At 47.6% G+C, this 22,595-nt stretch carries 22 protein-coding genes; 21 read left to right on the plus strand and 1 reads right to left on the minus strand.

Annotation, left to right across the window (positions count from 1 at the left end):
* Nucleotides 1-87: 87 nt before the first annotated feature.
* The 18 genes from SWOL_RS03440 (at nucleotide 88) to coaD (ending at nucleotide 19,211) form a co-directional block, all read left to right on the plus strand.
* Complete coding sequence (locus SWOL_RS03440; RefSeq protein ID WP_011640112.1) at nucleotides 88-1,056, plus strand: polyprenyl synthetase family protein; 969 nt, start codon at nucleotides 88-90, stop codon at nucleotides 1,054-1,056.
* 17 nt (nucleotides 1,057-1,073) lie between these two features.
* Nucleotides 1,074-1,925: a twin-arginine translocase subunit TatC gene (gene tatC, locus SWOL_RS03445; RefSeq protein WP_011640113.1), complete on the plus strand. Its 852-nt coding sequence runs from the start codon at nucleotides 1,074-1,076 to the stop codon at nucleotides 1,923-1,925.
* 172 nt (nucleotides 1,926-2,097) lie between these two features.
* Complete coding sequence (gene tatA / locus SWOL_RS03450; RefSeq protein WP_011640114.1) at nucleotides 2,098-2,280, plus strand: twin-arginine translocase TatA/TatE family subunit; 183 nt, start codon at nucleotides 2,098-2,100, stop codon at nucleotides 2,278-2,280.
* 98 nt (nucleotides 2,281-2,378) lie between these two features.
* Nucleotides 2,379-3,023: a precorrin-2 dehydrogenase/sirohydrochlorin ferrochelatase family protein gene (locus tag SWOL_RS03455; protein WP_049750091.1), complete on the plus strand. Its 645-nt coding sequence runs from the start codon at nucleotides 2,379-2,381 to the stop codon at nucleotides 3,021-3,023.
* Nucleotides 2,999-4,315, plus strand: a complete 1,317-nt coding sequence (gene hemA, locus SWOL_RS03460; protein WP_041427351.1) for a glutamyl-tRNA reductase — start codon at nucleotides 2,999-3,001, stop codon at nucleotides 4,313-4,315. The genes SWOL_RS03455 and hemA overlap by 25 nt, the downstream gene beginning before the upstream one ends.
* Nucleotides 4,284-5,204, plus strand: coding sequence for a hydroxymethylbilane synthase (gene hemC / locus SWOL_RS03465; RefSeq protein ID WP_011640116.1), 921 nt, complete (start codon nucleotides 4,284-4,286; stop codon nucleotides 5,202-5,204). The genes hemA and hemC overlap by 32 nt, the downstream gene beginning before the upstream one ends.
* Before the next feature lie 426 nt (nucleotides 5,205-5,630).
* Complete coding sequence (gene cobA / locus SWOL_RS03475; RefSeq protein ID WP_011640117.1) at nucleotides 5,631-7,148, plus strand: uroporphyrinogen-III C-methyltransferase; 1,518 nt, start codon at nucleotides 5,631-5,633, stop codon at nucleotides 7,146-7,148.
* Nucleotides 7,149-7,170: 22 nt separating this feature from the next.
* Entirely contained in the window at nucleotides 7,171-8,343 is a 1,173-nt protein-coding gene (locus SWOL_RS03480) for a radical SAM/SPASM domain-containing protein (protein WP_011640118.1), read from the plus strand.
* A gap of 425 nt (nucleotides 8,344-8,768) precedes the next feature.
* Nucleotides 8,769-9,749, plus strand: a complete 981-nt coding sequence (gene hemB / locus SWOL_RS03485) for a porphobilinogen synthase (RefSeq protein WP_011640119.1) — start codon at nucleotides 8,769-8,771, stop codon at nucleotides 9,747-9,749.
* A 130-nt stretch (nucleotides 9,750-9,879) separates the two neighbouring features.
* Nucleotides 9,880-10,881, plus strand: a complete 1,002-nt coding sequence (gene nirJ2, locus SWOL_RS03490) for a putative heme d1 biosynthesis radical SAM protein NirJ2 (protein ID WP_011640120.1) — start codon at nucleotides 9,880-9,882, stop codon at nucleotides 10,879-10,881.
* Nucleotides 10,878-11,357 (plus strand): siroheme decarboxylase subunit alpha, encoded by a 480-nt coding sequence (ahbA, locus tag SWOL_RS03495; protein WP_242649357.1) that lies wholly within the window; start codon nucleotides 10,878-10,880, stop codon nucleotides 11,355-11,357. Before nirJ2 ends, ahbA begins: the two co-directional genes overlap by 4 nt.
* Nucleotides 11,347-11,817 (plus strand): siroheme decarboxylase subunit beta, encoded by a 471-nt coding sequence (gene ahbB / locus SWOL_RS03500; RefSeq protein WP_011640122.1) that lies wholly within the window; start codon nucleotides 11,347-11,349, stop codon nucleotides 11,815-11,817. The genes ahbA and ahbB overlap by 11 nt, the downstream gene beginning before the upstream one ends.
* 72 nt (nucleotides 11,818-11,889) lie before the next feature.
* Entirely contained in the window at nucleotides 11,890-13,185 is a 1,296-nt protein-coding gene (hemL, locus tag SWOL_RS03505; RefSeq protein WP_011640123.1) for a glutamate-1-semialdehyde 2,1-aminomutase, read from the plus strand.
* Nucleotides 13,186-13,269: 84 nt separating this feature from the next.
* A complete protein-coding gene (locus SWOL_RS03510) occupies nucleotides 13,270-14,049 on the plus strand; it encodes a CheR family methyltransferase (RefSeq protein WP_011640124.1) in 780 nt (259 codons plus the stop codon).
* 257 nt (nucleotides 14,050-14,306) lie between these two features.
* The gene (locus SWOL_RS03515) at nucleotides 14,307-15,059 is read left to right on the plus strand and encodes an electron transfer flavoprotein subunit beta/FixA family protein (protein ID WP_041427355.1); all 753 of its coding nucleotides are present in this window, start codon (nucleotides 14,307-14,309) and stop codon (nucleotides 15,057-15,059) included.
* A 39-nt stretch (nucleotides 15,060-15,098) separates the two neighbouring features.
* Nucleotides 15,099-16,052 (plus strand): electron transfer flavoprotein subunit alpha/FixB family protein, encoded by a 954-nt coding sequence (locus SWOL_RS03520; RefSeq protein ID WP_011640126.1) that lies wholly within the window; start codon nucleotides 15,099-15,101, stop codon nucleotides 16,050-16,052.
* 102 nt (nucleotides 16,053-16,154) lie between these two features.
* The gene (locus SWOL_RS03525; RefSeq protein ID WP_011640127.1) at nucleotides 16,155-18,299 is read left to right on the plus strand and encodes a heterodisulfide reductase-related iron-sulfur binding cluster; all 2,145 of its coding nucleotides are present in this window, start codon (nucleotides 16,155-16,157) and stop codon (nucleotides 18,297-18,299) included.
* 426 nt (nucleotides 18,300-18,725) lie between these two features.
* Entirely contained in the window at nucleotides 18,726-19,211 is a 486-nt protein-coding gene (gene coaD / locus SWOL_RS03530) for a pantetheine-phosphate adenylyltransferase (RefSeq protein WP_011640128.1), read from the plus strand.
* A gap of 268 nt (nucleotides 19,212-19,479) precedes the next feature.
* Here the strand turns inward: coaD and SWOL_RS03535 are convergent, their stop codons facing one another.
* Nucleotides 19,480-19,896 (minus strand): hypothetical protein, encoded by a 417-nt coding sequence (locus tag SWOL_RS03535; RefSeq protein ID WP_011640129.1) that lies wholly within the window; start codon nucleotides 19,894-19,896, stop codon nucleotides 19,480-19,482.
* Between the two features lie 428 nt (nucleotides 19,897-20,324).
* Between SWOL_RS03535 and SWOL_RS03545 the strand changes: the two genes are divergently transcribed.
* From SWOL_RS03545 to SWOL_RS03555, 3 genes are all read left to right on the plus strand, one after another.
* Nucleotides 20,325-20,855, plus strand: a complete 531-nt coding sequence (locus tag SWOL_RS03545) for a helix-turn-helix domain-containing protein (RefSeq protein ID WP_011640130.1) — start codon at nucleotides 20,325-20,327, stop codon at nucleotides 20,853-20,855.
* Nucleotides 20,856-20,922: 67 nt separating this feature from the next.
* Nucleotides 20,923-21,273, plus strand: a complete 351-nt coding sequence (locus SWOL_RS03550) for a four helix bundle protein (protein WP_041427358.1) — start codon at nucleotides 20,923-20,925, stop codon at nucleotides 21,271-21,273.
* A 73-nt stretch (nucleotides 21,274-21,346) separates the two neighbouring features.
* Entirely contained in the window at nucleotides 21,347-22,531 is a 1,185-nt protein-coding gene (locus tag SWOL_RS03555; RefSeq protein ID WP_011640132.1) for a DegT/DnrJ/EryC1/StrS family aminotransferase, read from the plus strand.
* Nucleotides 22,532-22,595: the final 64 nt, after the last annotated feature.

The following is a 22,595-nucleotide window of genomic DNA, read 5'->3' on the forward strand; positions in this document are numbered from 1 at the left end:
CTCACTCCTCACTTTTTAAAAATAAGTTGGAAATATTTAAGCTTAAATTATATAATAAAAAACGATTGTGCTAAAAAGAGGAACGATATGGCAAATTTCAATTTTTTTAACCCCATATCTACAGAAATGGAACTGCTGGAGCAGGAGCTAAGCAAAAAGCTGGACAGCCGAATAGAATTGCTTAATGAATCGGCGGTACACTTGATTAAGGCTGGAGGCAAGAGACTACGGCCCGCTTTCGCCTTGCTGTCGGCTCATTTTTATATGGATGATTTAACGGAAGTAATTCCCCTGGCAGTAGGACTGGAGCTCATTCACATGGCTAGTCTGGTTCACGATGATGTTATCGACAATTCCCAAACCCGGAGAGGAACGGAAACTGTGAAAAGCGCTTGGGGAAACCGGGTTTCCATATATGCCGGGGATTTTATCTTTGCCCGGGCTTTGTCTTTAATTGCCACTTACGAGCGCAGCAATGTGGTAGATGTACTAGCCGAAGCCAGTATGAAAATATGTGAAGGCGAAATAATTCAGATGATGAGCTGCTATAATGTCAAGCTGGGGCTTAAGAATTACCTGCGCAGAATTGAAAGGAAGACGGCCTTGTTGATTTCCGTCAGCTGTCAGTTGGGAGCCATGATAGCCAATGCTCCGGAGCAAGAAGTCAGGGCTTTGAGGAATTATGGTTATTACCTGGGAATGGCCTTTCAGGTTACTGATGATATCCTCGATATTATCGCGGATGAACAGGTTTTGGGCAAACCCACGGGAAGCGATATCAAGCAAGGGGTAATTACCCTGCCCACCCTCTATGCTTTAAGATATAGTCCCAGGCGGGAAGAGCTCGCTCAGCTACTGGCTTCACCCGAAGCCTGCCGGAATGAAACCGGAAAAATTATTGATATTATTATCGATACCGATGGCATAGACTATTCTTATTATATAACCCGGCATTTCGCGCGCAAAGCCCAAAAACAACTGGCCTTCCTGCCCGAACTGCCGGTGAAAAAGAATCTCTATAATATCGCTGATTTTATTCTCGCTCGTGAGTTTTAGGAAGTAGAGGCGAAATTGTGGCGTTACTAAAGGATTTAACCCCTGAAGAAAAACAAACCATAATTGAGCACCTGGAAGAGCTGCGCAAGTCCTTGATAATAAGCATTATTGCTATTATAGCAGCGGCAGTCTTTTGTTTTTACTATAACGAAGAGATACTGTCCGTAATTATTTCCCCCTTGTCTGGTTTAGGCGAAGGATTGGTAGTAATCGGTGTAACCGAAGCATTTTTTATAAAGCTTAAACTGGCCTTTTATGCGGGCTTTGCTCTGGCCTTTCCGGTGGTAGCCTGGGCTATCTGGCGTTTTTTCAAGCCTGCCCTCTATCCCGAAGAGAGAAAATATGTTTATGTACTGCTTCCGGTAAGCGTTCTGCTCTTTTCCACCGGGATTCTTTTTTCCTATTTTGGCATACTTCCCCTGGTTCTAAAGTTCTTTATTTATATGCAGGGACCCAGTCTGGAAAACATGTTTACTGTGGAACGCTATGTTTCCTTTGTAACCGCCTTTACCATTCCCTTTGGCCTGGTCTTTGAGCTGCCGGTGGTAGTATTTTTCCTGGCCAAATTCGGAATTATTAAAGCCGAAACTTTAAGCAAAAACAGAAAGTATGCCCTTTTAGCCATAGTAGTAATTGCCGCCGCCCTTACCCCCGGACCGGACCCCATCTCCCAGATGCTGATGGCCGGACCCGTATACTTTTTATATGAAGTAAGCATAATCGTGGCTAAAATGGCCAAACCGAGGAAAAAAACCGAAGAGGAAGAGAGTGAAGAACCCCGAGAGCCCGAACCAGAAAGGGAAGAACAGCCCAGAAAGCCTGAAGAGGAGAAAGAAGGCGAGGAGCAAGCTACAGTAGATGAAAGCTAGATATGGCGTTGTTATGGGATTTTGTTCTGCTTTACAAAGGAAATGCTTTTTGTCATAATAGCACTAAGCGTGGAGGAAGGGACAGGCATTTTATCACCTGTGATAATATACATTTCTCCAGAAAGATATCAGAAAAAATAGTAAAACAGTAAGAGACAAAGGAGGGAGCACTTTGTTCGGCTTTATTGGAAACTTCGGACCATGGGAATTACTTTTGATACTGGTTATTGTTTTGATAGTTGTAGGACCGGGGAAATTGCCTCAAGTAGGCAAGTCACTGGGAAGTGCCTTACAGAACTTCAGAAAAGCCAAAGAAGAGGATTTCGAAGAACTGGAAGAGAAAAAGGATAAATAAGGGGTCTGATTTCAGACCTCTTTTTAATAATCCCCCCAGATAGGGACAACAACTACCGAAGGAAAGTGAGTTTAAAGTTTATATTAACGAAACAGGGGTTGAGGGCCATACTATTTCCTATCTACCTGGATTTAAAGGCCAAAACCGGCTTGGTTGTCGGTGGAGGGCAGGTTGCGGAAAGGAAAATTGAAAATCTACTGGATTATGGCATGAATATTCGGGTAGTAAGCCCGCAAGCCCGCGCAAGGATACAAGAGTGGGCCGAGCAGAGCATTATCCAGTGGCAAGCCCGGGACTTTTGCGAAAGTGACCTGCAGGGAGTATTTCTGGCTTTTGTCGCCACGGATAATAATAGCGTGAATCAGGCCGTAGTAGAAGCCTGCCGTAAAACAGGGGTACTGATCAACGCCGTTGATGACCCCCCTAATTGTGACTTTTATGTACCGTCCATTGTCCGTCGCGGTTCGCTGGTACTGGCTATTTCCACCGAAGGGAAGAGCCCTTTTTTTGCCCGGAGGCTGCGGGAAGAACTGGAAAATACCATTAGCCCCGCGTATGGGGAATTTGTCGAAATAATGGGGGAAATCAGGGAAGAGATAAAAGAAAAGGTTCCTGATATTACTGTGCGCAAGAAGATATTTGAGAACCTGGTCTATTCTGAGGTACTGGATTTACTCAAGGCTGGGGAAAAAGATAAGGCAAGGGAGCGAATTGAAGCATGTATGTCCTCCTGGCGGGATTAAATCATAGAACAGCTCCGGTAGAGGTGCGGGAGAGGTTTTCCATCTGCGGAGCAGAGCTAGTGCAGGCTTACCAGGAACTAAAGAGCCATGCGGATTTGGAAGCCTCCGTTATACTTAGCACCTGCAACCGTACGGAAGTTTATGCTACCGCGAAGGATATTCAAAAAGGCTTTGAAGCTTTAGAAACCTTCCTGAGCAAATATGCCCATATGAATGAAGAAGATTTGATAAAATATCTCTACCAGCCCAATTGTTATGATGCCATCCTGCACCTTTTCCGGGTGGCTTCCGGTTTAGACTCCATGATTATGGGCGAACCCCAGATACTGGGTCAGGTCAAAGAGGCCCATCTAAACGCTATGGAAGCCGGTGCTTCTGATGGAGTGCTTAACGCTCTGTTTCAGAGAGCCATTTATGTGGGCAAAAAAGTACGAACGGATACCGACATTGACCGGCATCCGTTTTCCGTAAGCCATGCTGCGGTGGAATTGGCCCGCCAGATACTGGGTGATTTAGACAATAAAAGCGTCCTGGTAACCGGGGCCGGGGAAATGAGTGAAACCACCATACGCTATTTAATGTCCAACGGACTAAAGTCGGTTATTATTTCCAACCGTTCCTATGATAAAGCGGTAAAGATGGCAGAAAACTTTAACGGTAGGGCGGTATATTTTAACCAACTGCCCACTGAATTGAGCCAGGCGGATATAGTAATAAGCTGTACAGCCGCCAACCACTATGTGCTCAGGGAGGATAACTGCCGCCAGGTATTGGAATCCCGCCAGGGTCGAAAAATAATAATGATAGATATTGCGGTCCCACGGGATATCGACCCGGCTTTAAAAGATATTCCCGGCGTGTTCCTCTATGATATTGACCAGTTGGAAAATGTAGTGGATGCCGGCTATGAGGAAAGGCAGAGCGTGATTCAGGATGCCGAGAAAATAATACTTGATGAGTTGGAGAAATTTAATGATTGGCTGGGCAGTCTTTATGTAGTCCCGGTAATAAAAGCCCTTAAGCAAAAAGGGGAAATTATCAAAGAAAATGAGATAAGAAGGGCCTGCAACCGCTTGGGGAAACTATCGGAACAGGAGCAGAACATAATAGCCTCCATGGCCAATTCCATAGTTAATCAAATCCTGCATTTCCCCATGGTGAATCTTAGAGAGCTAGCCGCCACCCAGCAGGGGCATCTTTATGCCGAAGTGGCAAAAAAGCTCTTCGCCCTGCAAATAGACAATGAGGAGTATGAAAAATATGAGAAATTTGAGATTGGGAACCAGGGGTAGCCAACTCGCTTTATGGCAGGCCCGGCATGTGGCCTCCCTCCTGGAAAGCTCCATACCTGATCTCAAGGTGGAAATAAAGACCATCAAAACTACCGGTGATAAGATACTCGATGTAGCCCTTTCCAAAATAGGAGATAAGGGGCTTTTTACTAAAGAAATCGAAAAAGAACTACTGGACGGAGAAATAGATATCGCTGTTCACAGTATGAAAGATTTGCCCTCGGAGTTGCCGCCCGGCTTATGTATAGCAGCCGTGCTGGAAAGGGAAGACCCCCGGGATGTTTTGCTCTCGCACAAAAACTATAGCCTGGCGGACTTGCCCCAGGCTGCGCTAATAGGAACCTCCAGCCTGCGCCGCATCGCCCAGCTCAAAGCCTGGCGTCCGGACCTGCAGCTGGTAGATATGCGGGGTAATGTCGAGACCCGTATCCGGAAAATGAAAGAACAGGATTTGGATGGAATCATTCTGGCCTGTGCCGGAGTCAAAAGACTGGGCCTGGAAGAGATGATAAGCGATTATCTCCCGGCTCACCTGGTTCTGCCGGCGGTAGGGCAGGGAATGATAGCAGTGGAAGCCCGGTCAGATGAGCAGGATGTTTTAAAGCTCTTAAGCAGAATAAACCACCAGGATTCCTTCCTCGCCGGCCAGGCAGAAAGAGGTTTTCTGCACGAGCTGGGAGGAGGCTGCCAGGTGCCGGTGGCTTCCCTGGCCGAGTTGCAGGGAGGACAGCTCCATATCCGGGGACTTATTGCCTCCCTGGACGGAAAAGAAAAATATAGCGGCTCCAGCGATTGTTCCCCGCCGGAGGCCGAAGAAGCCGGGCGTGAGCTCGCCCGCAGCCTCCTGCAGCAAGGCGGAGCCGCCATTCTATGTGAAACTAGGAAATGATGGGGTTCAACTACAAAAAGTTGTTAATATTCATAGGTTTGTATAAATATACCGCTCGCAGTCTTCGCATGGGTAACACCTGCGGCTTGTCTCGCGGCTCAAGGGGTACCGCGCTAATCTCCCGTCCATGGGAGGCAACCTTAATAGTGACACCCGCAGGGTGGAACACCAGGCGTACCCGCAGGGTGAAGCGCTCTCGCGACATCCTGTCGCTCGCCCCCTTTCGCCTGCTCGCCTTCGCCGGGTGTTGCATCCATGCTTCGCCAACGCTCGCTTTGTATATTTATGCAACCCTTCTGCAACAATTGAGGTTTTTGCAGTGGGGTCACAGATAATTTAATGTTGATAAGTGAGTAAGCGGGTGCAGAGGTAATAACTCCTCACTCCTCACCCCTCACCCCTCACTTTCTTGGGAGATGATGATATATGGAGAAAAAAGGACTGGTGTACCTTATCGGGGCCGGACCCGGAGACCCCGGCTTGTTCACCCTGAAAGGCAAACGAGTACTGGAGAAAGCCGAAGTAGTAGTCTATGACCGGCTGGTGGGAGATGAAATCCTATCCATGGCCGATCCGGACGCCGAGTTCATTTATGTTGGCAAAGCCTCATCCCGGCACGCCTTGTCCCAGGATGAAATCAACGCCCTGCTGGCCGAAAAAGCCGCTCAAGGCAAAATAGTAGCCCGTTTGAAAGGGGGCGACCCCTTCCTCTTTGGCCGGGGCGGCGAAGAAGCCCTGTATCTGAAGGAGCGAGGCCATAGATTCGAAGTGATACCCGGGATTACCTCGGCCATCGCCGTACCAGCCTATGCCGGAATACCGGTAACCCACCGGGATGCCACTTCCAGCCTGGCTATAATTACCGGGCATGAGAAGCCCGGTAAGCAGGAAAGCTCCATTCATTGGCAGGAGCTGGCGAGCGGCATCGGCACCCTGGTTTTTCTGATGGGAGTCGAGAACCTGGAGTTCATTTGTGATAATTTAATCAGCCACGGTCGGGAGCCCAGCACCCCTGTAGCTTTAATAAGGTGGGGAACCCTTCCCCAGCAGCAGGTCTTAAGCGGTACCCTGGAAAATATCGTTAAACGGGTAAAGGAAAGCGGTTTTCAACCTCCTGCCGTTATAGTGGTAGGGGAAGTAGTGAAGCTACGGGAAGAGTTGAACTGGTTGGAAAGCCAACCCCTCTGGGGAAAACGAGTAGTCATAACCCGCGCCCGCGCCCAGGCCAGCCAGTTGGTGGAAAGAATCAGAGACCTGGGAGGGCAGGCCATAGAATTTCCCTCCATTAAAATAGAAAAAGAGAAGAACCTGGCAGCCTTGCATAATGCCTTTAAGAATATTGGCCAGTATGAATGGATAATATTTACCAGCATCAATGCAGTGGATATATTTTTTGCCGAGAGCCGGCAGGCCGGGTTGGATATCCGGGATTTGCAAGGTATAAAACTGGGCGCTATCGGCCCTGCTACCCGCGATAAACTGCTGAACAGAGGATTACGGGTGGATGTCGTACCGGAAGATTACCGGGCGGAAGGCATCCTTAAGGAATTAAGAGATCGAATCAAGCCCGGGCAGTGGATTCTCCTCCCCCGGGCCCGGGGAGCCAGGAGCATTTTGCCCGAAACCCTGCGCCGCTGGGGAGCCCATGTCAACGAAATATATTTATACCAGGCCATTGCTGCCAGCCAGGTTAGCCAGGCCACCCTGAAGAATATAATTGCCGGAAATATGGATTATCTAACATTTACAAGTTCCTCAACTGTAAGCAACTTTGTTAAAATAATCGGGGCGGAGAACATCGCCGGATTAAAAGGAAAGGTCAAGGTAGCCTGTATCGGTCCGGTAACCGCCGACACCGCCAGGGAAAACGGTTTTAATGTTGATATCCTGGCCCAAGAGTACACCATTAATGGATTGCTGGAAGCCATATTGGCAGACCTTTAAGTCTTAGGGAGGGAGAATTATTATGATAGGATGCACCAAGTTGCTCTGCGGAACGGCCACCGTTTCCGAAGTAATCAAATACAGCGGACATGAAGGCACTGTGCCTCCCCAGCTTTTGCAGTTTTCGGACCGCAACCGGCCCCTGGTGGTCTGGAACATGACCAACCGCTGCAATCTGCGCTGCAAGCACTGCTATATAGAAGCCGAAGACCGCAAGTACCAGGACGAACTGAGCACGGAAGAAGCCCGGGAGATGATTAACGACCTAGCCGCGATGAAAGTTCCGGTACTGCTCTTTTCCGGGGGCGAGCCCCTGATACGGCAGGATATCTTCGAGCTGGGACAAATGGCGGCGGAAAAAGGTTTGCGGCCGGTGATTTCCACTAACGGCACCCTGATCGATGATGAAGTGGCCCGTAAGATAAAAAAGGCTGGTTTTCAATATGTAGGTATTAGTATAGACGGGGCTCCGGCCACCCACGATGAGTTCAGAAACCGTCCCGGAGCATTTGCTGATGCCCTGCGGGGAATCAAGGCTTGCCTCAATAACGGCGTCAAGACGGGCATTCGTTTTACGGTCAACAAGTATAACCAGGACGATTTGCCGGAGATATTCGAAATTATCGAAAGAGAAGGCATACCCCGCTTCTGCATGTATCACCTGGTTTATGCCGGGCGTGGACGGGAAATGGCCGATATGGACACCAGCATCGGGGAAAAACGCGATATACTGGAACTGGTCAGTAAAAAAACCATTGAACTCTATGAAAAAGGGGTAGAAGTGGAGATATTGACCACCGATAACCATGCTGACGGCATCTTCCTGCTGAATTATATAAAAGAACAGCAGCCCGAGCGCCAGGAAGAAATAGAACAATTATTGCAGATGCACGGCGGTTGTTCCGCCGGAACCAAATTTGCCAATATCGACCCCCGCGGCAATGTACACCCCTGCCAGTTCTGGCAGGACTACACCGTGGGTAATATCAGAGAAAAACCCTTCAGTGAAATCTGGACCTCGGATGACGAGTTGATGATAAAGCTGCGGGAAAAAGAAAAGCATGTAAAAGGCAAGTGCGGGGACTGCAGTTACAAATCCCTTTGCTCCGGCTGCCGTATTCGGGCCCGCGCGGTCTATGATGACCTCTGGGCCGAAGACCCCGCCTGCTATCTGACGCAAGCTGAAATGAAGTGAGGGGTAAGGGGTAAGGGTAACGGGTAAAAACCCCTTTAGTTGCATAAGGCTTGCATAAATATACAAAGCGAGCGTTGGCGAAGCATGGATGCAACACCCGGCGAAGGCGAGCAGGCGAAAGGGGGCGAGCGACAGGATGTCGCGAGAGCGCTTCACCCTCCGGGTACGCCTGATGTTCCACCCTGCGGGTGTCACTATTAAGGTTGCCTCCATGGACGGGAGATTAGCGCGGTACCCCTTGAGCCGTGAGACAAGCCGCAGGTGTTCCCATGCGTAGCGCCCTGTCGGGCACAACTGATGCTCCCTTCGGTCGCTATTAAGGACGCTGGAGCGGTATATTTATACAAGTCAATGAATATTAATAACTTCATGCAATAGAATCAATATTTTGTACAACTAAAAATAATAAAGGAGGGGCGGTAGAAATGGGATTTCCTATACAGCGGATGAGAAGATTGCGCAGCAGCGAAACCCTGCGCCGCATGGTGCGCGAAACCACTTTGCGCAGCAGCGATTTCATTTATCCACTTTTCGTTATTTACGGCCAGGACAAAAAAATACCAGTTAACTCCATGCCCGGAGTTTTTCAGTTCTCCGTAGATCGCTTGCCCGAGGAGATAAAGGAGATAGATTCACTGAAGATTCCCGCCGTGCTCCTCTTCGGCCTGCCCGAACATAAAGACAGTGTGGGCAGCTCCGCCTACCAGGACAATGGAGTAGTACAAGAAGCAACCCGGCTCATAAAGAAGATCTGCCCGGAAATGCTGGTAATCACCGATGTCTGTCTTTGTGAGTATACCGACCACGGCCATTGCGGGCTTATTGACCAAAAAGGCGTGGTAGATAATGACGCCACCATGGGTTTACTGGCCCAGGAAGCCCTGTCTCATGCCCGGGCCGGTTGTGATATTATAGCCCCCTCTGATATGATGGATGGAAGAATCGGATATATAAGAAAAGAACTGGATGATAATGGCTATAAAGATATTCCCATTATGGCCTATGCCGCCAAATATGCCTCTAGCTTTTACGGACCCTTCCGGGATGCGGCCGACTCCGCGCCCCAGTTCGGGGATCGCAAAAGCTACCAGATGGACGGAGCCAATATCCGGGAAGCCCTGCGTGAAGTAGCTCTCGACATCGAAGAAGGAGCCGACATAGTGATGGTTAAACCGGCTTTACCCTATCTGGATGTAATAAAAGCCGTCAAAGAAAAATTTGCCTACCCTACGGCTGCCTATAATGTCAGTGGGGAGTATGCCATGATAAAGGCTGCCGCTGCTTGCGGCTGGCTGGATGAAGAGCGCGTAATGATGGAAGCCCTTACCTCCATAAAACGAGCCGGAGCTGATTTGATAATAACTTACTTTGCCAAAGACGCCGCCCGGGTTTTGCAAAAGCTGTAAGGGAAAAATTGATTCCACTGCTTAAATATTTTTGTTGGATAATGCATATGAGATGTAAAAATATACAAACGACTTTAGCGAAGTATGGTGTAACACCCATATTGATTATTCTCCCGGAGGAGGGTTTAATATGTTGGTATCCTGGAACACCACCAACCAATGCAATATGTTCTGCGACCACTGTTACCGGGATGCAGGGGCCCGGCTCGAGGACGAGCTTAGCACGGAGCAGGCCAAAAAACTCATTGAAGAAATAAAAAAAGCCGGTTTCCGCATAATGATTTTCAGCGGCGGAGAACCCTTGATGCGCCCCGATATCTTTGAACTCGGGCAATATGCCACCCGGCAAGGCTTAAGGGTAGTTATGGGAACCAATGGTAGCCTCATAAGCCCGGAAGTAGCCCAAAAGCTAAAAAAAGCCGGATTTATGGCCGCCGGGGTCAGCCTGGACAGTCTCAATCCCGCCAAGAACAATGCCTTTCGCAAGCTGGACAACGCTTTCCAGCTCACCTGCGAAGGGATGCAGAACCTAAAAGACGCCGGCCTGCCTTTTCAAGTCCATACCACCGTAATGGACTGGAATGTAGACGAACTGGAAGCCATCTGCGACTTTGCCATAGAAATAGGAGCCATGGCTTACCATGTCTTTTTCCTCGTACCCACCGGCAGAGGAGCCGATATAGAAGAAGAAGCCCTGCGCGTGGCCGAATATGAGAAGACCATTGCCCGCTTGATGGACAAACAAAAGAAAATCCCCATAGAGCTGAAGCCCACCTGCGCCCCCCAGTTCATGCGCATCGGGGAGAAGAAGGGGCTTTCCCTGCGCTTTTCCCGGGGTTGCCTGGCAGGAATCACTTATTGCATTATAAGCCCCCGGGGTGATGTACAGCCCTGTGCCTATTTGGACATAGCCCTGGGCAATGTGAAAGAGCAAGCCTTTGACCGCATCTGGGCGGAAAACCCCATGCTGCAGGAGCTGAGAACCATGGACTACAAGGGCAAATGCGGTATTTGCGACTATAAAGACAAATGCGGAGGCTGCCGCGCCCGCGCCTATTACTACAGCAACGGAGATTACATGGCCGAAGATGAGTGGTGCCTTTACCAGCCCCCGGATGCCAGAAAGAGATGAAAGAGATGAATGAATTAAGCAGGACTGATCGGGAAATATTAAATATATTGCAGGCAGATTTTCCCTTGACTACCTCGCCCTACCGTGATGTGGCCAAGAGTTTAAATCTGGATGAAGATGAAGTCATAGCCCGGATTCAGGCTATGAAAAAAAGCGGCTTAATTCGGCGAATCGGGGGAATAATGGATGCCAGAAGCCTGGGTTTCTATTCCACCCTTTGTGCCTGCAAGGTACCGGAGCAGCGCATTGATGAAGTGGCCGGGATAATCAACCAGCAAAAAGGAGTAACCCATAATTATATTCGCGACCACGAATACAATATGTGGTTTACCCTGACTGCTCCCTCGCAAGATGAAGCTATGCAGATACTTAAATCCCTGCAAAATGATGCCGGAATAGAAGTAATTAGTATGCCGGCGAAGCAGGTATATAAGATAAAAGTTTCCTTTGAAATGAGTGAGACTGATGCCCTATGATAGTACTGACAGAGAAATAATGCGCTTTTTGCAGGGGGATATTCCCCTGGAATCGCGTCCCTATAAGAACCTGGCGGAGAGATTAGAGCTCAGCGAAGAAGAAATTGTTCTTCGCGTAAAGAAACTCCGGGAAAAAGGATTCTTAAGAAGGATGGGAGCCGTCCTGCGTCATCGCCAGGCCGGGTTTGCGGTAAACGCCATGGTGGCGTGGAAGCTCGAGAATGAAGAACAAGCTGACCGGGCCGGGAAGATAATGGCCGGCTATAAAGAAATCAGCCATTGCTATATCCGGGAAGTTCCGCCTGATTTTGATTACAGCATTTTCTCCATGATTCATGTAAAGAATGAAGAACGCTTGGCGGAAATCATTGAGGAAATTTCTTTGCAAACAGGGATAGGAAAATACATTATAATAAGAAGTAGTAGAGAATTAAAAAAAGAAAGCATGCAGTATTTTTGAGCATATGGTAGTAGGCAAGAGAACTGTCCCCATGCCTGCGTCCATGCCTGCGAGAACGAGAAAGGGAGTACTATGAGAACAGAGCGGTCGATCGAACTTTTTGCCAGGGCCCGGGAATATATTCCCGGGGGCGTAAACAGTCCCGTCAGAGCTTTTAAGGCCGTGGGAAACAATCCTCTATTTATCAAGGAGGGCCACGGTTCCAAGATTTATGATGTGGATGGCAATGAGTATATAGATTATGTCTGCTCCTGGGGACCACTGATTTTAGGACACAGCCATCCCCAGGTGGTACAGGCTATTTGTGAAGCCGCGGAAAAAGGCAGCAGCTTTGGCGCTCCCTGTGAACAGGAAATAGAGCTGGCCCAATTAATTTGTGAGGCCATACCATCGGTGGAAAAAGTACGCATGGTAAATTCCGGAACCGAGGCCACCATGAGTGCGGTGCGCCTGGCCCGGGCTTTTACCGGCAGGAACCATATCGTTAAATTTGAGGGTTGTTATCACGGACATGCTGATCATTTTCTAATACAGGCCGGCTCAGGATTATTGACCGCAGGAGTGCCGACCAGTCCCGGGGTGCCCGAAGCCTTTGCCCGGCATACCCTGGTGGCTCGCTATAATGACCTGGATTCAGTAGAAAGACTCTTTGCACAAGCCCCGGCGGATATTGCTGCCGTAATAGTGGAGCCCGTAGCGGGCAATATGGGCCTGGTACTGCCTGAGCCCGGTTTTTTGGAAGGCCTCCGGCAGATAACAAAAAGATACGGTGCCCTGTTAATTTTTGATGAAGTAATCAGCGGTTTCCGCTTCTGTTTTGGCGGTTACCAGAATATAGTGAATATTGAGCCTGACCTGACCACCCTGGGCAAGATAATCGGCGGGGGATTACCGGTAGGAGCTTATGGGGGCAAAAAGGAGATTATGGAGAGGATTGCCCCGGAGGGGGACGTTTACCAGGCCGGTACTCTTTCCGGCAACCCCCTGGCTATGGCTGCGGGAAGCGCAACTCTAAAGATTCTGCGGGCGGGTAAATGCTACGAGCTACTGGAAAGCACTGCGGCCAGCCTTTGCGGGCAACTGAATCAGATCCTGGCCCAGCACGATGGGCTATTAAGCATGAACCGGGTAGCATCCCTGTTTTCCCTTTTCTTTACCGGGGACAAAGTCCGGGATTATTCCTCGGTCATGCGCTCCGATACTGGCAAATATGCTAGTTTTCACCAGCAGTTGTTGCAGGGAGGAGTATATTTCCCCCCATCCCAGTTTGAAGTCTGCTTTATTTCCGCTGCTCATGACGAAGGGGATGTTGAGAAGACCCTAAAAACCATAGATAAGGCCCTGCAGCAAACGATGGTTGAACAGTAGTTTAGCGATAGTTGAACAATAGTTTAACGATGGTTGAACAACCGCTAAACAACCGTTCAACAACCGAGGTGGGAGGGGAGGCCGGTGGAAAATGTCCTGGACTGGGAGTGGTTTATCAAGAAGTTTGAAGCCCTTAGCAAGATAGACTTAAAGGCTTACAAGCGACCGCAGATGGAGAGGCGTATCAATAGTTTTATGCGCTCGGTAAATGCTCCCGACTACAAAAGCTTTGTAGATTTGCTAAACAGTGACAAAGCGGTTTATCGCCGCTTTTTAGACCATATTACCATTAATGTTTCCGAGTTCTTTCGTAACGCCAATCACTGGGAAGTGCTGGAGAAGGAAATAATTCCCCTGCTGCTTAAGGAGCGCAGCAGCCTGAAGGTTTGGAGTGCAGGCTGTTCCACGGGTGAAGAACCCTATTCCCTGGCCATCATGTTTAAGGAAAAGGGTTTTCCCCTGTCCGGTAACATATTGGCCACCGACCTGGACAGCGAAGTACTGGAGAAGGCAGGTATGGGAATCTACTCCAATAAGGTGGTACAAGGTCTTTCTCCGGAGCAGCTGAAAAAGTATTTTGAAAACCAGGGCAGTTATTACCAGGCCAAAGATGAGCTGAAAAAGATGATTAGTTTTCAGAAGCATGACCTTTTAAGGGATTTATTTCCCCGGGACTATGACCTTATTCTCTGCCGTAATGTGGTAATATATTTTACAGAAGAAAGCAAATTCAAGCTATATCAAAGATTTTCGAACTCGCTTAGAAGCGGTGGAGTACTTTTCATCGGCAGTACCGAACAGATTTTTCAGGCCCGGGAACTAAACTTGAAATCCATAGCTACCTTTTTTTACCAGAAATATTAATCATTATCTATAGAAGAAAAAACTTTGTCTATCCAATCCAAAAAGCAGGAAATACGATATAAATGGCGAAAGGTTAATGTTGATTGTATTTTAAGTCAAGGCCGGGTTCAGCACCGGGGGCTTTGACGGTAAAATTGCCGTAGGCAAGAACATATAATATCCGTTCATGGGGGTGGTAAGCTACAACTGCAGTACGTAAAAACCAGATTATGGTTGAAAAGAACCCTGAAAACAATTAGTGAAAAGGAGGAATGAACTTGAAGGTTCTAGTGTGTGTTAAGCAAACATTTGACACAGAAGCCAAGATCGAATTGAAGGATGGCAAAATAGCCGATGCTGGTATCAACCTGATTATTAATCCCTATGACGAAGTAGCTGTCGAAGGTGCCATCCAGTTGAAAGAAAAGGGTGTAGCCAAGGAAATAGTGGTTGTTGCTGCTGGTTCCGACAAAGCTATGGATGCCATTCGTACCGCCCTGGCTATGGGTGCTGACCGGGGAATACTGGTACAGCAGGATACTGCTGCTGATGAGTTTGCCAGAGCCGTTGCCCTGGCCGAGGCTATCAAAGGAGAGAACCCAGACATTATTCTCGCCGGCCATGTTGCGGCTGATGATGGTTCATCCCAGGTTCCTACCCGCGTAGCCGAGATTTTGGGCTTGCCCCATGTTAATGTTATCACTGCTGTTGAAATTGCTGGCGGCAAGGCCACCTGCACCAGTGAAGCTGATGGCGGAACTCAGGTAACCGAAGTAAGCCTTCCGGCGGTAATCTCCAGCCAGGTTAGCTGGAATGAACCCCGTTATCCGTCCATGAAGGGTATTATGGCTGCCAAGAAGAAACCGGTTGCCACCGCAGCTGCTGCGGCTGCTGAGAGCAAGGTAAAGATCCTTGAATTCAGCCTGCCCCCGGCCAAGGCTGCTGGTATCAAGATCGAAGACGAGCCTGAAGTATGCGCCACCAAGCTGGCAGAGTGGATGAAGAATACGGTTAAGGTTGAAGTAAAATAGCTTTAAAAAACCTTATTAAAAATAAAAGGAGGGTAATTGATGGCAGGGACATGGATATTTGTAGAACAAAGAGACGGTAATATCCGTAAGGTAACTTTTGAGATGCTCTCAGAAGCCAAGAAATTTGGCGATGAAGTAGCTGCTGTTGTTTTCGGAAAGGGCGTTGAAGCTCTGGCTCCCGAATTTGCCAAGTATGGTGCGGACAAGGTTTATGTTGTTGAGGACGATGTATTCGCCAACTACAACACCGGCGCTTATGTAGCTCAGATGGTAGCTATGATTAACGAGTTCAAGCCCAATGCAGTGTTATTTGCTCATACCTTCAATGGCAGAGATTTTGCTTCCAGACTGGCGCAGAAGCTGCAGTTAGGTCTGGCCACTGATGCTATTAAGGTAGAAGTAAGCGCAGGCAAAGGTGTATTCACCAGAGCCATCTATGCTGGTAAAGCCCTGGCCAAAGTTGAAGTTGCTGGCGAGCCCGTTCTGGGCACCATTCGCCCTGGCGTATGTGAAGTTGGCAACACCGCTGGCGCCGGCGCAGTGGTAAAACCCGCTGTAGCCGCTACTGCTGCTGATGTTTACCAGACTGTGAAGAGTTTTGTTCCCACTGTTTCAGCCCGTCCGGAACTTACTGAGGCTGATGTAGTTGTATCCGGTGGCCGTGGCTGCAAGGGCCCCGATGGAATCAAGCTGGTGGAACAGTTAGCTGACCTTCTGGGTGCTGCCGTTGGCGGATCTCGTGCATCCATTGACTCTGGTTGGCTGGGACATGAACTGCAGGTAGGACAGACCGGAAAAGTAGTTAACCCCAACCTCTATGTAGCAGCTGGAATTTCCGGAGCTATCCAGCACCTGGCAGGAATGTCTTCCTCCAAATTTATTGCGGCTATCAACACCGATACCGAAGCTCCGATATTCAATGTATCTGACTTTGGCGTGGTTGCCGACTTGTTCAAGGTTATTCCGACTCTGGTAAGTGAACTAAAGAAATAGTTATTTAACAACCGGGGGATGGTGTTTACTGGATATACGTCAAACGTATATCCAGTAATAACCTTGTTTTTTTTGCTTGCTTATTAAGGAGGGAATTGGATAATGATTTTTGGATTTCACCCATTAGAAGGTGGTTACGATGTCCCGATGCGTGTCGTTGGGGCCAACATTCCCTACGAATGGCTTATTTATGTTATAATGCTCATCCCCGTTAGTGTATTTCTCTTTGGTTTTTGGAAAAAGTTAGAAGTTTGGCTGCTGGCCAAAGGCGAGATTCACCGGAATGATAAAATTGCACAGCGCATTTGGTCCTGGTTTGTTTTCTCCTTTGCCCAGGCCCGGGTAATAAGAAAACCGTTGGCAGGCTGGATGCATGCTTTCCTGTTTTGGGGATTCCTGGTTCTATTCCTGGCTGCGGGCATAGATGCCATGCATAACATGATAAGCTGGCCCCATCTGGAAGGCAATTTTTATATTGGATTTTCCTGGGTTGTTGACGTTCTCGGCTTTTTGGCTTTAATTGGTGTCATGGTTCTGGGTTTCGTCAGGTACTTCCAAAAACCAGAGCGTTTAAACGATACCAAGTCATCTGATGGCTGGATTATTCTTTTAATCTTTGCCATTTTGCTGACCGGTTACTTTATTGAAGGACTTAGAATTGCTGCTCAGATCAAGCTGTCCACTACCATGCAACAGATTGCTTATGAGAGAGCGGCATCACCGTTCGGCTGGATGTTTGCCAGTTTCTTCGGCAGCATGAGTGTGGATGCGATGCTGATGTGGCACCGATTACTGTGGTGGTTCCACATGGCTATCGCTTTCCTCTTTATTGCTCTGGTACCCTTTACTAAGCTCTGGCATATCTTTGCCAGCATGCTGAACTATACTTTCCGCGATCTGGAACCTTCCGCCAACCGGATGGTATACAATATTGAAGAAGCGGAAACCTTTGGTGTGGAGAATATCGAAGATTTTGGCTGGAAAGACCTGTTGGATCTGGATTCCTGTATCCGCTGCGGCAGATGCCAGGAAAACTGCCCGGCCTATAATACCGGTAAACATTTGAATCCCAAGATTACTCTGATTCAAAACATGAAAGCCCATCTTGATGCCAAAGCTCCTTATCTCCTGGCAGCTAAAGCCAGTGGGGCGGAAGTAGAAGAAATGGCTATGACCGAAGAGGCTGCGGCTGAAGAGGTTAATCCCATGGAACAGAGCCTGCTCTACGATGTAGTGGGCAGTGAAACAATTTGGGATTGCACCAATTGCCGGGCCTGCATGGAGCACTGCCCCATGTTCATCGAGCACATTCCGAAGATTGTAGAAATGCGCCGCAACCTGGTTATGTGGCAGGGTGACATGCCGGGTGAAGCCCAGATGGCCTTTACCAACATGGAACGTAACTACAATCCCTGGGGTGTGGGCTGGGCCGGTCGTGCTGGATGGCTAGATGAGAGAGGCGTCAGAGAGATGGTAAATCTCCTACCCGAAGACGGCAAAGAATTCGAGTATCTGCTTTATGCCGGATGCGCCGTATCCTTTGACGATCGCTATAAGAGAGTGGGAGAAGCCCTGGTAAGATTGTTGAACAAAGCCGGAGTAAGCTTCGGTTACCTGGGAACAGAAGAGTATTGCTGCGGCGACTCGGCCCGGCGTCTGGGTAATGAATACCTTTACCAGACCCTGGTAAGCCAGAACCTGGAATCCTTCAACAATTACGGGGTTAAGAAAATAATCGTAGTATGCCCGCATGGATATACTGCTCTGAAGAATGAATACCCGCAGATGGGTGGCAATTATGAAGTATATCACTACACCGAAATACTGGCCAAGCTAGTAGCTGAAGGTAAACTGAAACCCAGCAAGCCGTTGGGTGTAAAGATGACCTATCATGATTCCTGTTTCCTGGGACGGCACAACGGGGTCTACGACCAACCGAGAAATGTCCTCAAGGCTGCAGGCGGACAGGTTATTGAAATTGAAAAAGCCAAGGAATTTGGCTTCTGCTGCGGCGCCGGCGGAGGACGCATGTGGCTGGAAGAAGAAGCCGTACTAAAAGATGGTATTCAGTACAAGCGCATCAATGACACCAGAACTGACCAACTGCTGGTGCCGAATCCAGAAATGATTGTCACCAACTGCCCGTTCTGCCTGACCATGATTGCTGACGGTGTAAAAGCAGCTGAAGCCGAAGAAAGCACCAAGGTATTCGATGTGGCTGAAGTACTTTGGAAAGCCATGGAGTAAAGAAGATAAGCCTGGACAAAGCCCGTCTATGACAGTTGCAGCATAAGGCTTATGTCAAAAAAGAGCATATATTTTAGCAAAAAAACAAGACCCCGGAAGGGGTCTTGTTTTTTTGGAAGTAAGGGGTGAGGAGTGAGGGGTTATTATTTTTTCATAAATTTTGATTATTAAAACCCTAATCATGATAAAATACAAAATAATAAAGAAACGGACAACTGCAGTTGGGGAACAAGAATTAAGCTATAAGTAGTGATTTTGACTACTGCAAAAGATAGGCATAGCGGAGATGCCGCTGTCTTTTGAGTTATTCTTCGCTTTGAGCTATTGGATTTGTCCCATGAACTGTAGTTAGATCTAGCAAAAGGACCGTCCCAATCTCACTAGTGACAAAAGGACTGTCCCCATACGATGGAAGGGGCGATTACAGTGAAACTGGCTGTTTATCCGGGGAGCTTTGACCCGGTAACCAATGGGCACATTGATATTTTGGAGAAATCGAGCAAAATATTTGATGAAATTATCGTAGCGGTAATACATAATGTCACCAAAAAGGCCCTTTTCTCCCTGGATGAACGGGTAAAGCTTATTGAGGAAAGCACCCGGCACCTGAACAATGTCCGGGTAGATGCTTTCAGCGGACTCTTGGCCAATTACCTGGCGGACAAGCAAGCCTGTGCTATTATACGAGGCCTGCGAACGGTGACTGACTTTGAATACGAGATGCATATGGCCATGATGAACAAAAAACTGATACCAAATATTGATACCATGTTCTTTATGTCCGACAGCCAGTACACCTTTATCAGCTCCAGTGCGGTAAAAGAAGCCGCCCTGCTGGGAGGGGATGTAGGCTCACTGGTCCCTGCTGTGGTTAAAGCCGGGTTGGAAGAGAAGATGCTGAACGATGGTTGAACAATTGTTGTACTTCAACTTAGCCCGTGTACTCCATGGTAGCAAAGATTATTGAGATAGGATATTTTATTTGGTTCTATTAAAGTACTCCCGTGATACTTTAAGCTGTTTTTGTCTAATTGCTTCCCAAAGCGGTTTAGGTATTTCGCCAGTGCTATTAGACACTTTAGTTAATTTTAAAGTGCCATCGGGCATATGTTTACGATAGAAAAAGTGGTCTGTCGTTTTATAAAGTTCCCAGCCGTCCCGCTCACAAAATCGTTTGAGATCAGACCATTTCGGCATAAATATATCCTTTAACTTCATCAATGTTGGATGATAAAAGAACTTTTAATATATAAGGATAATGAGTTTTCCGGTTAGGAGCGTTATAGAAGAGCTTAAAATCATTCATATAATCCTGCGCATATTCCAGTAAATCTTCTGCTAATTTTTGTATAACTTCTTGCTCCGATTCCCCGGAAACTACTAAATCAAAACCATCTATGGTTCCTATAATTATTCCATCTTCTTTAGACAGTTCTGCATGTATCTTTAAATCCTGCAATAAGTCTTTAATAATCTGCTCCGAGAAAAACAATAACACATCTCGGTTGCGTTTTACAGCAATAGGTTTATCGCGTACCACAGTATCAATATAATAACTGAAATTGTTTCTTATTTCGGTTGCATTAATCGTTTGCATAAAAAACACCTTCCTTCACCCCTATCGTACATTATGTACATAATGTATGCAATAAAAGTTTTAAAATACCTGATGAAACAAGGGAACAGGTTCACTGTCCACTTTTCCCTAAAGTGGGGGCAATAGTCCCCGCTTTTTTTTTGCAAAAAAACACTTGCCAAATTCAACATTATGAGTAAAAATAGTACTCATAAAGACATAATATGAAAATCCATAGCTGTGTAGTACTAATGGGAGGCACAGAGGGTGAGACTTGGGGACGGTTCGAGCGTCTCCGAAGCGAAGCGAAGGACCGAAGGGAAGACGATGGAACCGTCCCCATGTCTCACCCAAAAAGCGTAAAAATAAACCGAAAGGAAGATAAAGAGGAAGAGACGGCTGAAGAATGAGGAACCCCCTCACTCCTCACCCCTCACCCCTCACTAATATTGCTCGAATCACTAATTACATCCAAAACCCGTCTGAAACTAATACTGAAATTCTTTCTGAATCCCGAAACCACGGCCCACCTGCGTGGGCTGGCCACGGAATTCGGCGAATCCACCAATGGCGTCCGCGTGGAGTTGAACCGCCTGACCGAAGCCGGTCTCCTGGAAAGCAGCCAGAAAGGCCGCAGCATTAATTATAGAGTAAACAAGAAACACACCCTATTCCCGGATATCCAGAACATAGTCAAGAAGTACCTGGGCATAGATGAAATAGTGGAATCCATCATTAAAGAACTGGGCAATGTCGAAATAGCCCTTATTACCGGCGACTATGCCCAGGGTATCGACTCCGGGCTCATAGACCTGGTACTGGTCGGGAACATAGACAAAGCCTACCTCCAGCAGCTGGTAGAGAAAGCGGAAGAATTGATACACCGGAAAATACGAACCCTGGTAATAGACCAGGAAGAATTCGCAAAACTTCGAGATAAATTCGAAAAAGAAAAGACCTTGCTGCTATGGAAGGGCTGAACGATAGTTAAACGATAGTTAAACGATGGTTAAACAATTGTTAAACTACTGTTCCTGGAGGAAGGATATGTTTGGATTTCAAAAATTAGAAATTTATAATCTATCAAAAGATATTGTGAAGGACAATTATCGATTGATTAAAAAGTTTCCTAGTGAAGAAAGATTTGCTCTAGTACAACAGATGAGTAGAGCCGCTGTTTCAATACCATCAAATATTGCTGAAGGAACAAGTAGAATGAGTAATAAAGAAAAGGCTCATTTCATTAATATAGCTTACGGGTCTTTGATGGAGTTAGTTTGTCAAATGGAGATATCTTTAGAAATTGGATATATAGAGCAGAAAGAATATGATGATTTTGTTAAAAAGTCAAAAAATCTTGCTGTAAAAATGAGCAACTTTATTAGAACGATAGCTTAACGATGGTTAAACAATCGCTAAACAACTGCTCAACTACCGTTAAACAACCGTTCCAAAAGGAAGGATTAAAATAATGCCAATACCACTCATAGACCTGAAAAGACAATACGCCGCCATCCAGACCGAAGCCGAAGCAGCCGTCTGCTCCGTCCTGGCCTCCGGTTCCTATATCATGGGAGCCAATGTCCAGGCCTTCGAAGAAGAATTCGCCGCCTACTGCGGCGTCAAACACGCCATTGCCGTAGGCAACGGCACCGATGCCCTGGTAATTTCCCTGGAAGCACTGGGTATAGGCCCCGGTGATGAAGTCATCACCGCCCCGTTTACCTTCTTTGCTACTGCGGAGAGCATATCAGCCGTAGGTGCTACCCCGGTATTTATCGATATACGCCCGGATACCTACAACTTAGATGAAAACCTGATAGAAGCAGCTATCACTGACAAAACCAAAGCTATCATGCCTGTACATATATTTGGCCAACCCTGCGAGATGGACAAGATAAACCATATCGCTGCCAAACATAACCTATACGTAATAGAAGACGCTTGCCAGGCCGTCAGCGCCGAGTATCAGGGCAAAAAAACCGGGACCCTGGCCGATATTGCCTGCTTTTCCTTCTTCCCCACCAAAAACCTGAGCTGCGCCGGTGACGGTGGTATGATTACCACCGATAATGACCGTTTGGCTGCCATCTGCCGGGCATTAAGAACTCATGGCAGCGGTGAAGCCGGGCAAAAAGCCTATAACCTGCTCCATAATATTGATGCCGGCATAAGTGATAAGCCGGCAGGAGATAATACCGTTTACAATCCCCTGAAATACTATAACTATTTGATAGGGCACAACTCCCGCCTGGATGAACTGCAGGCCGCCCTCTTGAGAATAAAACTAAGAAAACTGGATGAATACCAAAAGCAGCGGGAAGACCACGCTCGCTACTATAATGAAGCCTTGCAGGAAAGCGACCTGCAAAGACCGGCAGCCATGGATAACTTAAAGCATGCCTGGCATCTCTATATCTTGCAGAGCGAAAACCGCCCGGCTATAACAGAATACCTGAACTCCAAGGGAATAGCTACCGGTATATATTATCCGGTTCCGCTGCACCTACAAAAAGCGTACATAAACCTGGGTTACCGTCTGGGAGACCTGCCCGTTGCCGAATACCTCTCCCAGCGAACCTTTGCCATACCCTGTTTCCCGGAACTAACGGCTGAGGAGCGAGAATACATAATTGCAACTTTAACAGAAAAGTAAGGAGTAAGGCGTAAAGGTGAGACAGGGGGACGGTACCAGCGTCTCCGAGCGAAGCGAAGGACCG

Source organism: Syntrophomonas wolfei subsp. wolfei str. Goettingen G311 (genome assembly GCF_000014725.1).
Taxonomy (GTDB): domain Bacteria; phylum Bacillota; class Syntrophomonadia; order Syntrophomonadales; family Syntrophomonadaceae; genus Syntrophomonas; species Syntrophomonas wolfei.

What these genes read in the sequence shown, in the direction of transcription:
- SWOL_RS03440 (WP_011640112.1), top strand. Translation starts at nt 88, where the DNA reads ATGGCAAATTTCAATTTTTTTAACCCCATATCTACAGAAATGGAACTG.
- hemA (WP_041427351.1), top strand. Translation starts at nt 2,999, where the DNA reads ATGTATGTCCTCCTGGCGGGATTAAATCATAGAACAGCTCCGGTAGAG.
- hemC (WP_011640116.1), top strand. Translation starts at nt 4,284, where the DNA reads ATGAGAAATTTGAGATTGGGAACCAGGGGTAGCCAACTCGCTTTATGG.
- cobA (WP_011640117.1), top strand. Translation starts at nt 5,631, where the DNA reads ATGGAGAAAAAAGGACTGGTGTACCTTATCGGGGCCGGACCCGGAGAC.
- SWOL_RS03480 (WP_011640118.1), top strand. Translation starts at nt 7,171, where the DNA reads ATGATAGGATGCACCAAGTTGCTCTGCGGAACGGCCACCGTTTCCGAA.
- hemB (WP_011640119.1), top strand. Translation starts at nt 8,769, where the DNA reads ATGGGATTTCCTATACAGCGGATGAGAAGATTGCGCAGCAGCGAAACC.
- nirJ2 (WP_011640120.1), top strand. Translation starts at nt 9,880, where the DNA reads ATGTTGGTATCCTGGAACACCACCAACCAATGCAATATGTTCTGCGAC.
- ahbA (WP_242649357.1), top strand. Translation starts at nt 10,878, where the DNA reads ATGAAAGAGATGAATGAATTAAGCAGGACTGATCGGGAAATATTAAAT.
- ahbB (WP_011640122.1), top strand. Translation starts at nt 11,347, where the DNA reads ATGCCCTATGATAGTACTGACAGAGAAATAATGCGCTTTTTGCAGGGG.
- hemL (WP_011640123.1), top strand. Translation starts at nt 11,890, where the DNA reads ATGAGAACAGAGCGGTCGATCGAACTTTTTGCCAGGGCCCGGGAATAT.
- SWOL_RS03520 (WP_011640126.1), top strand. Translation starts at nt 15,099, where the DNA reads ATGGCAGGGACATGGATATTTGTAGAACAAAGAGACGGTAATATCCGT.
- SWOL_RS03525 (WP_011640127.1), top strand. Translation starts at nt 16,155, where the DNA reads ATGATTTTTGGATTTCACCCATTAGAAGGTGGTTACGATGTCCCGATG.
- SWOL_RS03535 (WP_011640129.1), bottom strand. Translation starts at nt 19,896, where the DNA reads ATGCAAACGATTAATGCAACCGAAATAAGAAACAATTTCAGTTATTAT.
- SWOL_RS03550 (WP_041427358.1), top strand. Translation starts at nt 20,923, where the DNA reads ATGTTTGGATTTCAAAAATTAGAAATTTATAATCTATCAAAAGATATT.
- SWOL_RS03555 (WP_011640132.1), top strand. Translation starts at nt 21,347, where the DNA reads ATGCCAATACCACTCATAGACCTGAAAAGACAATACGCCGCCATCCAG.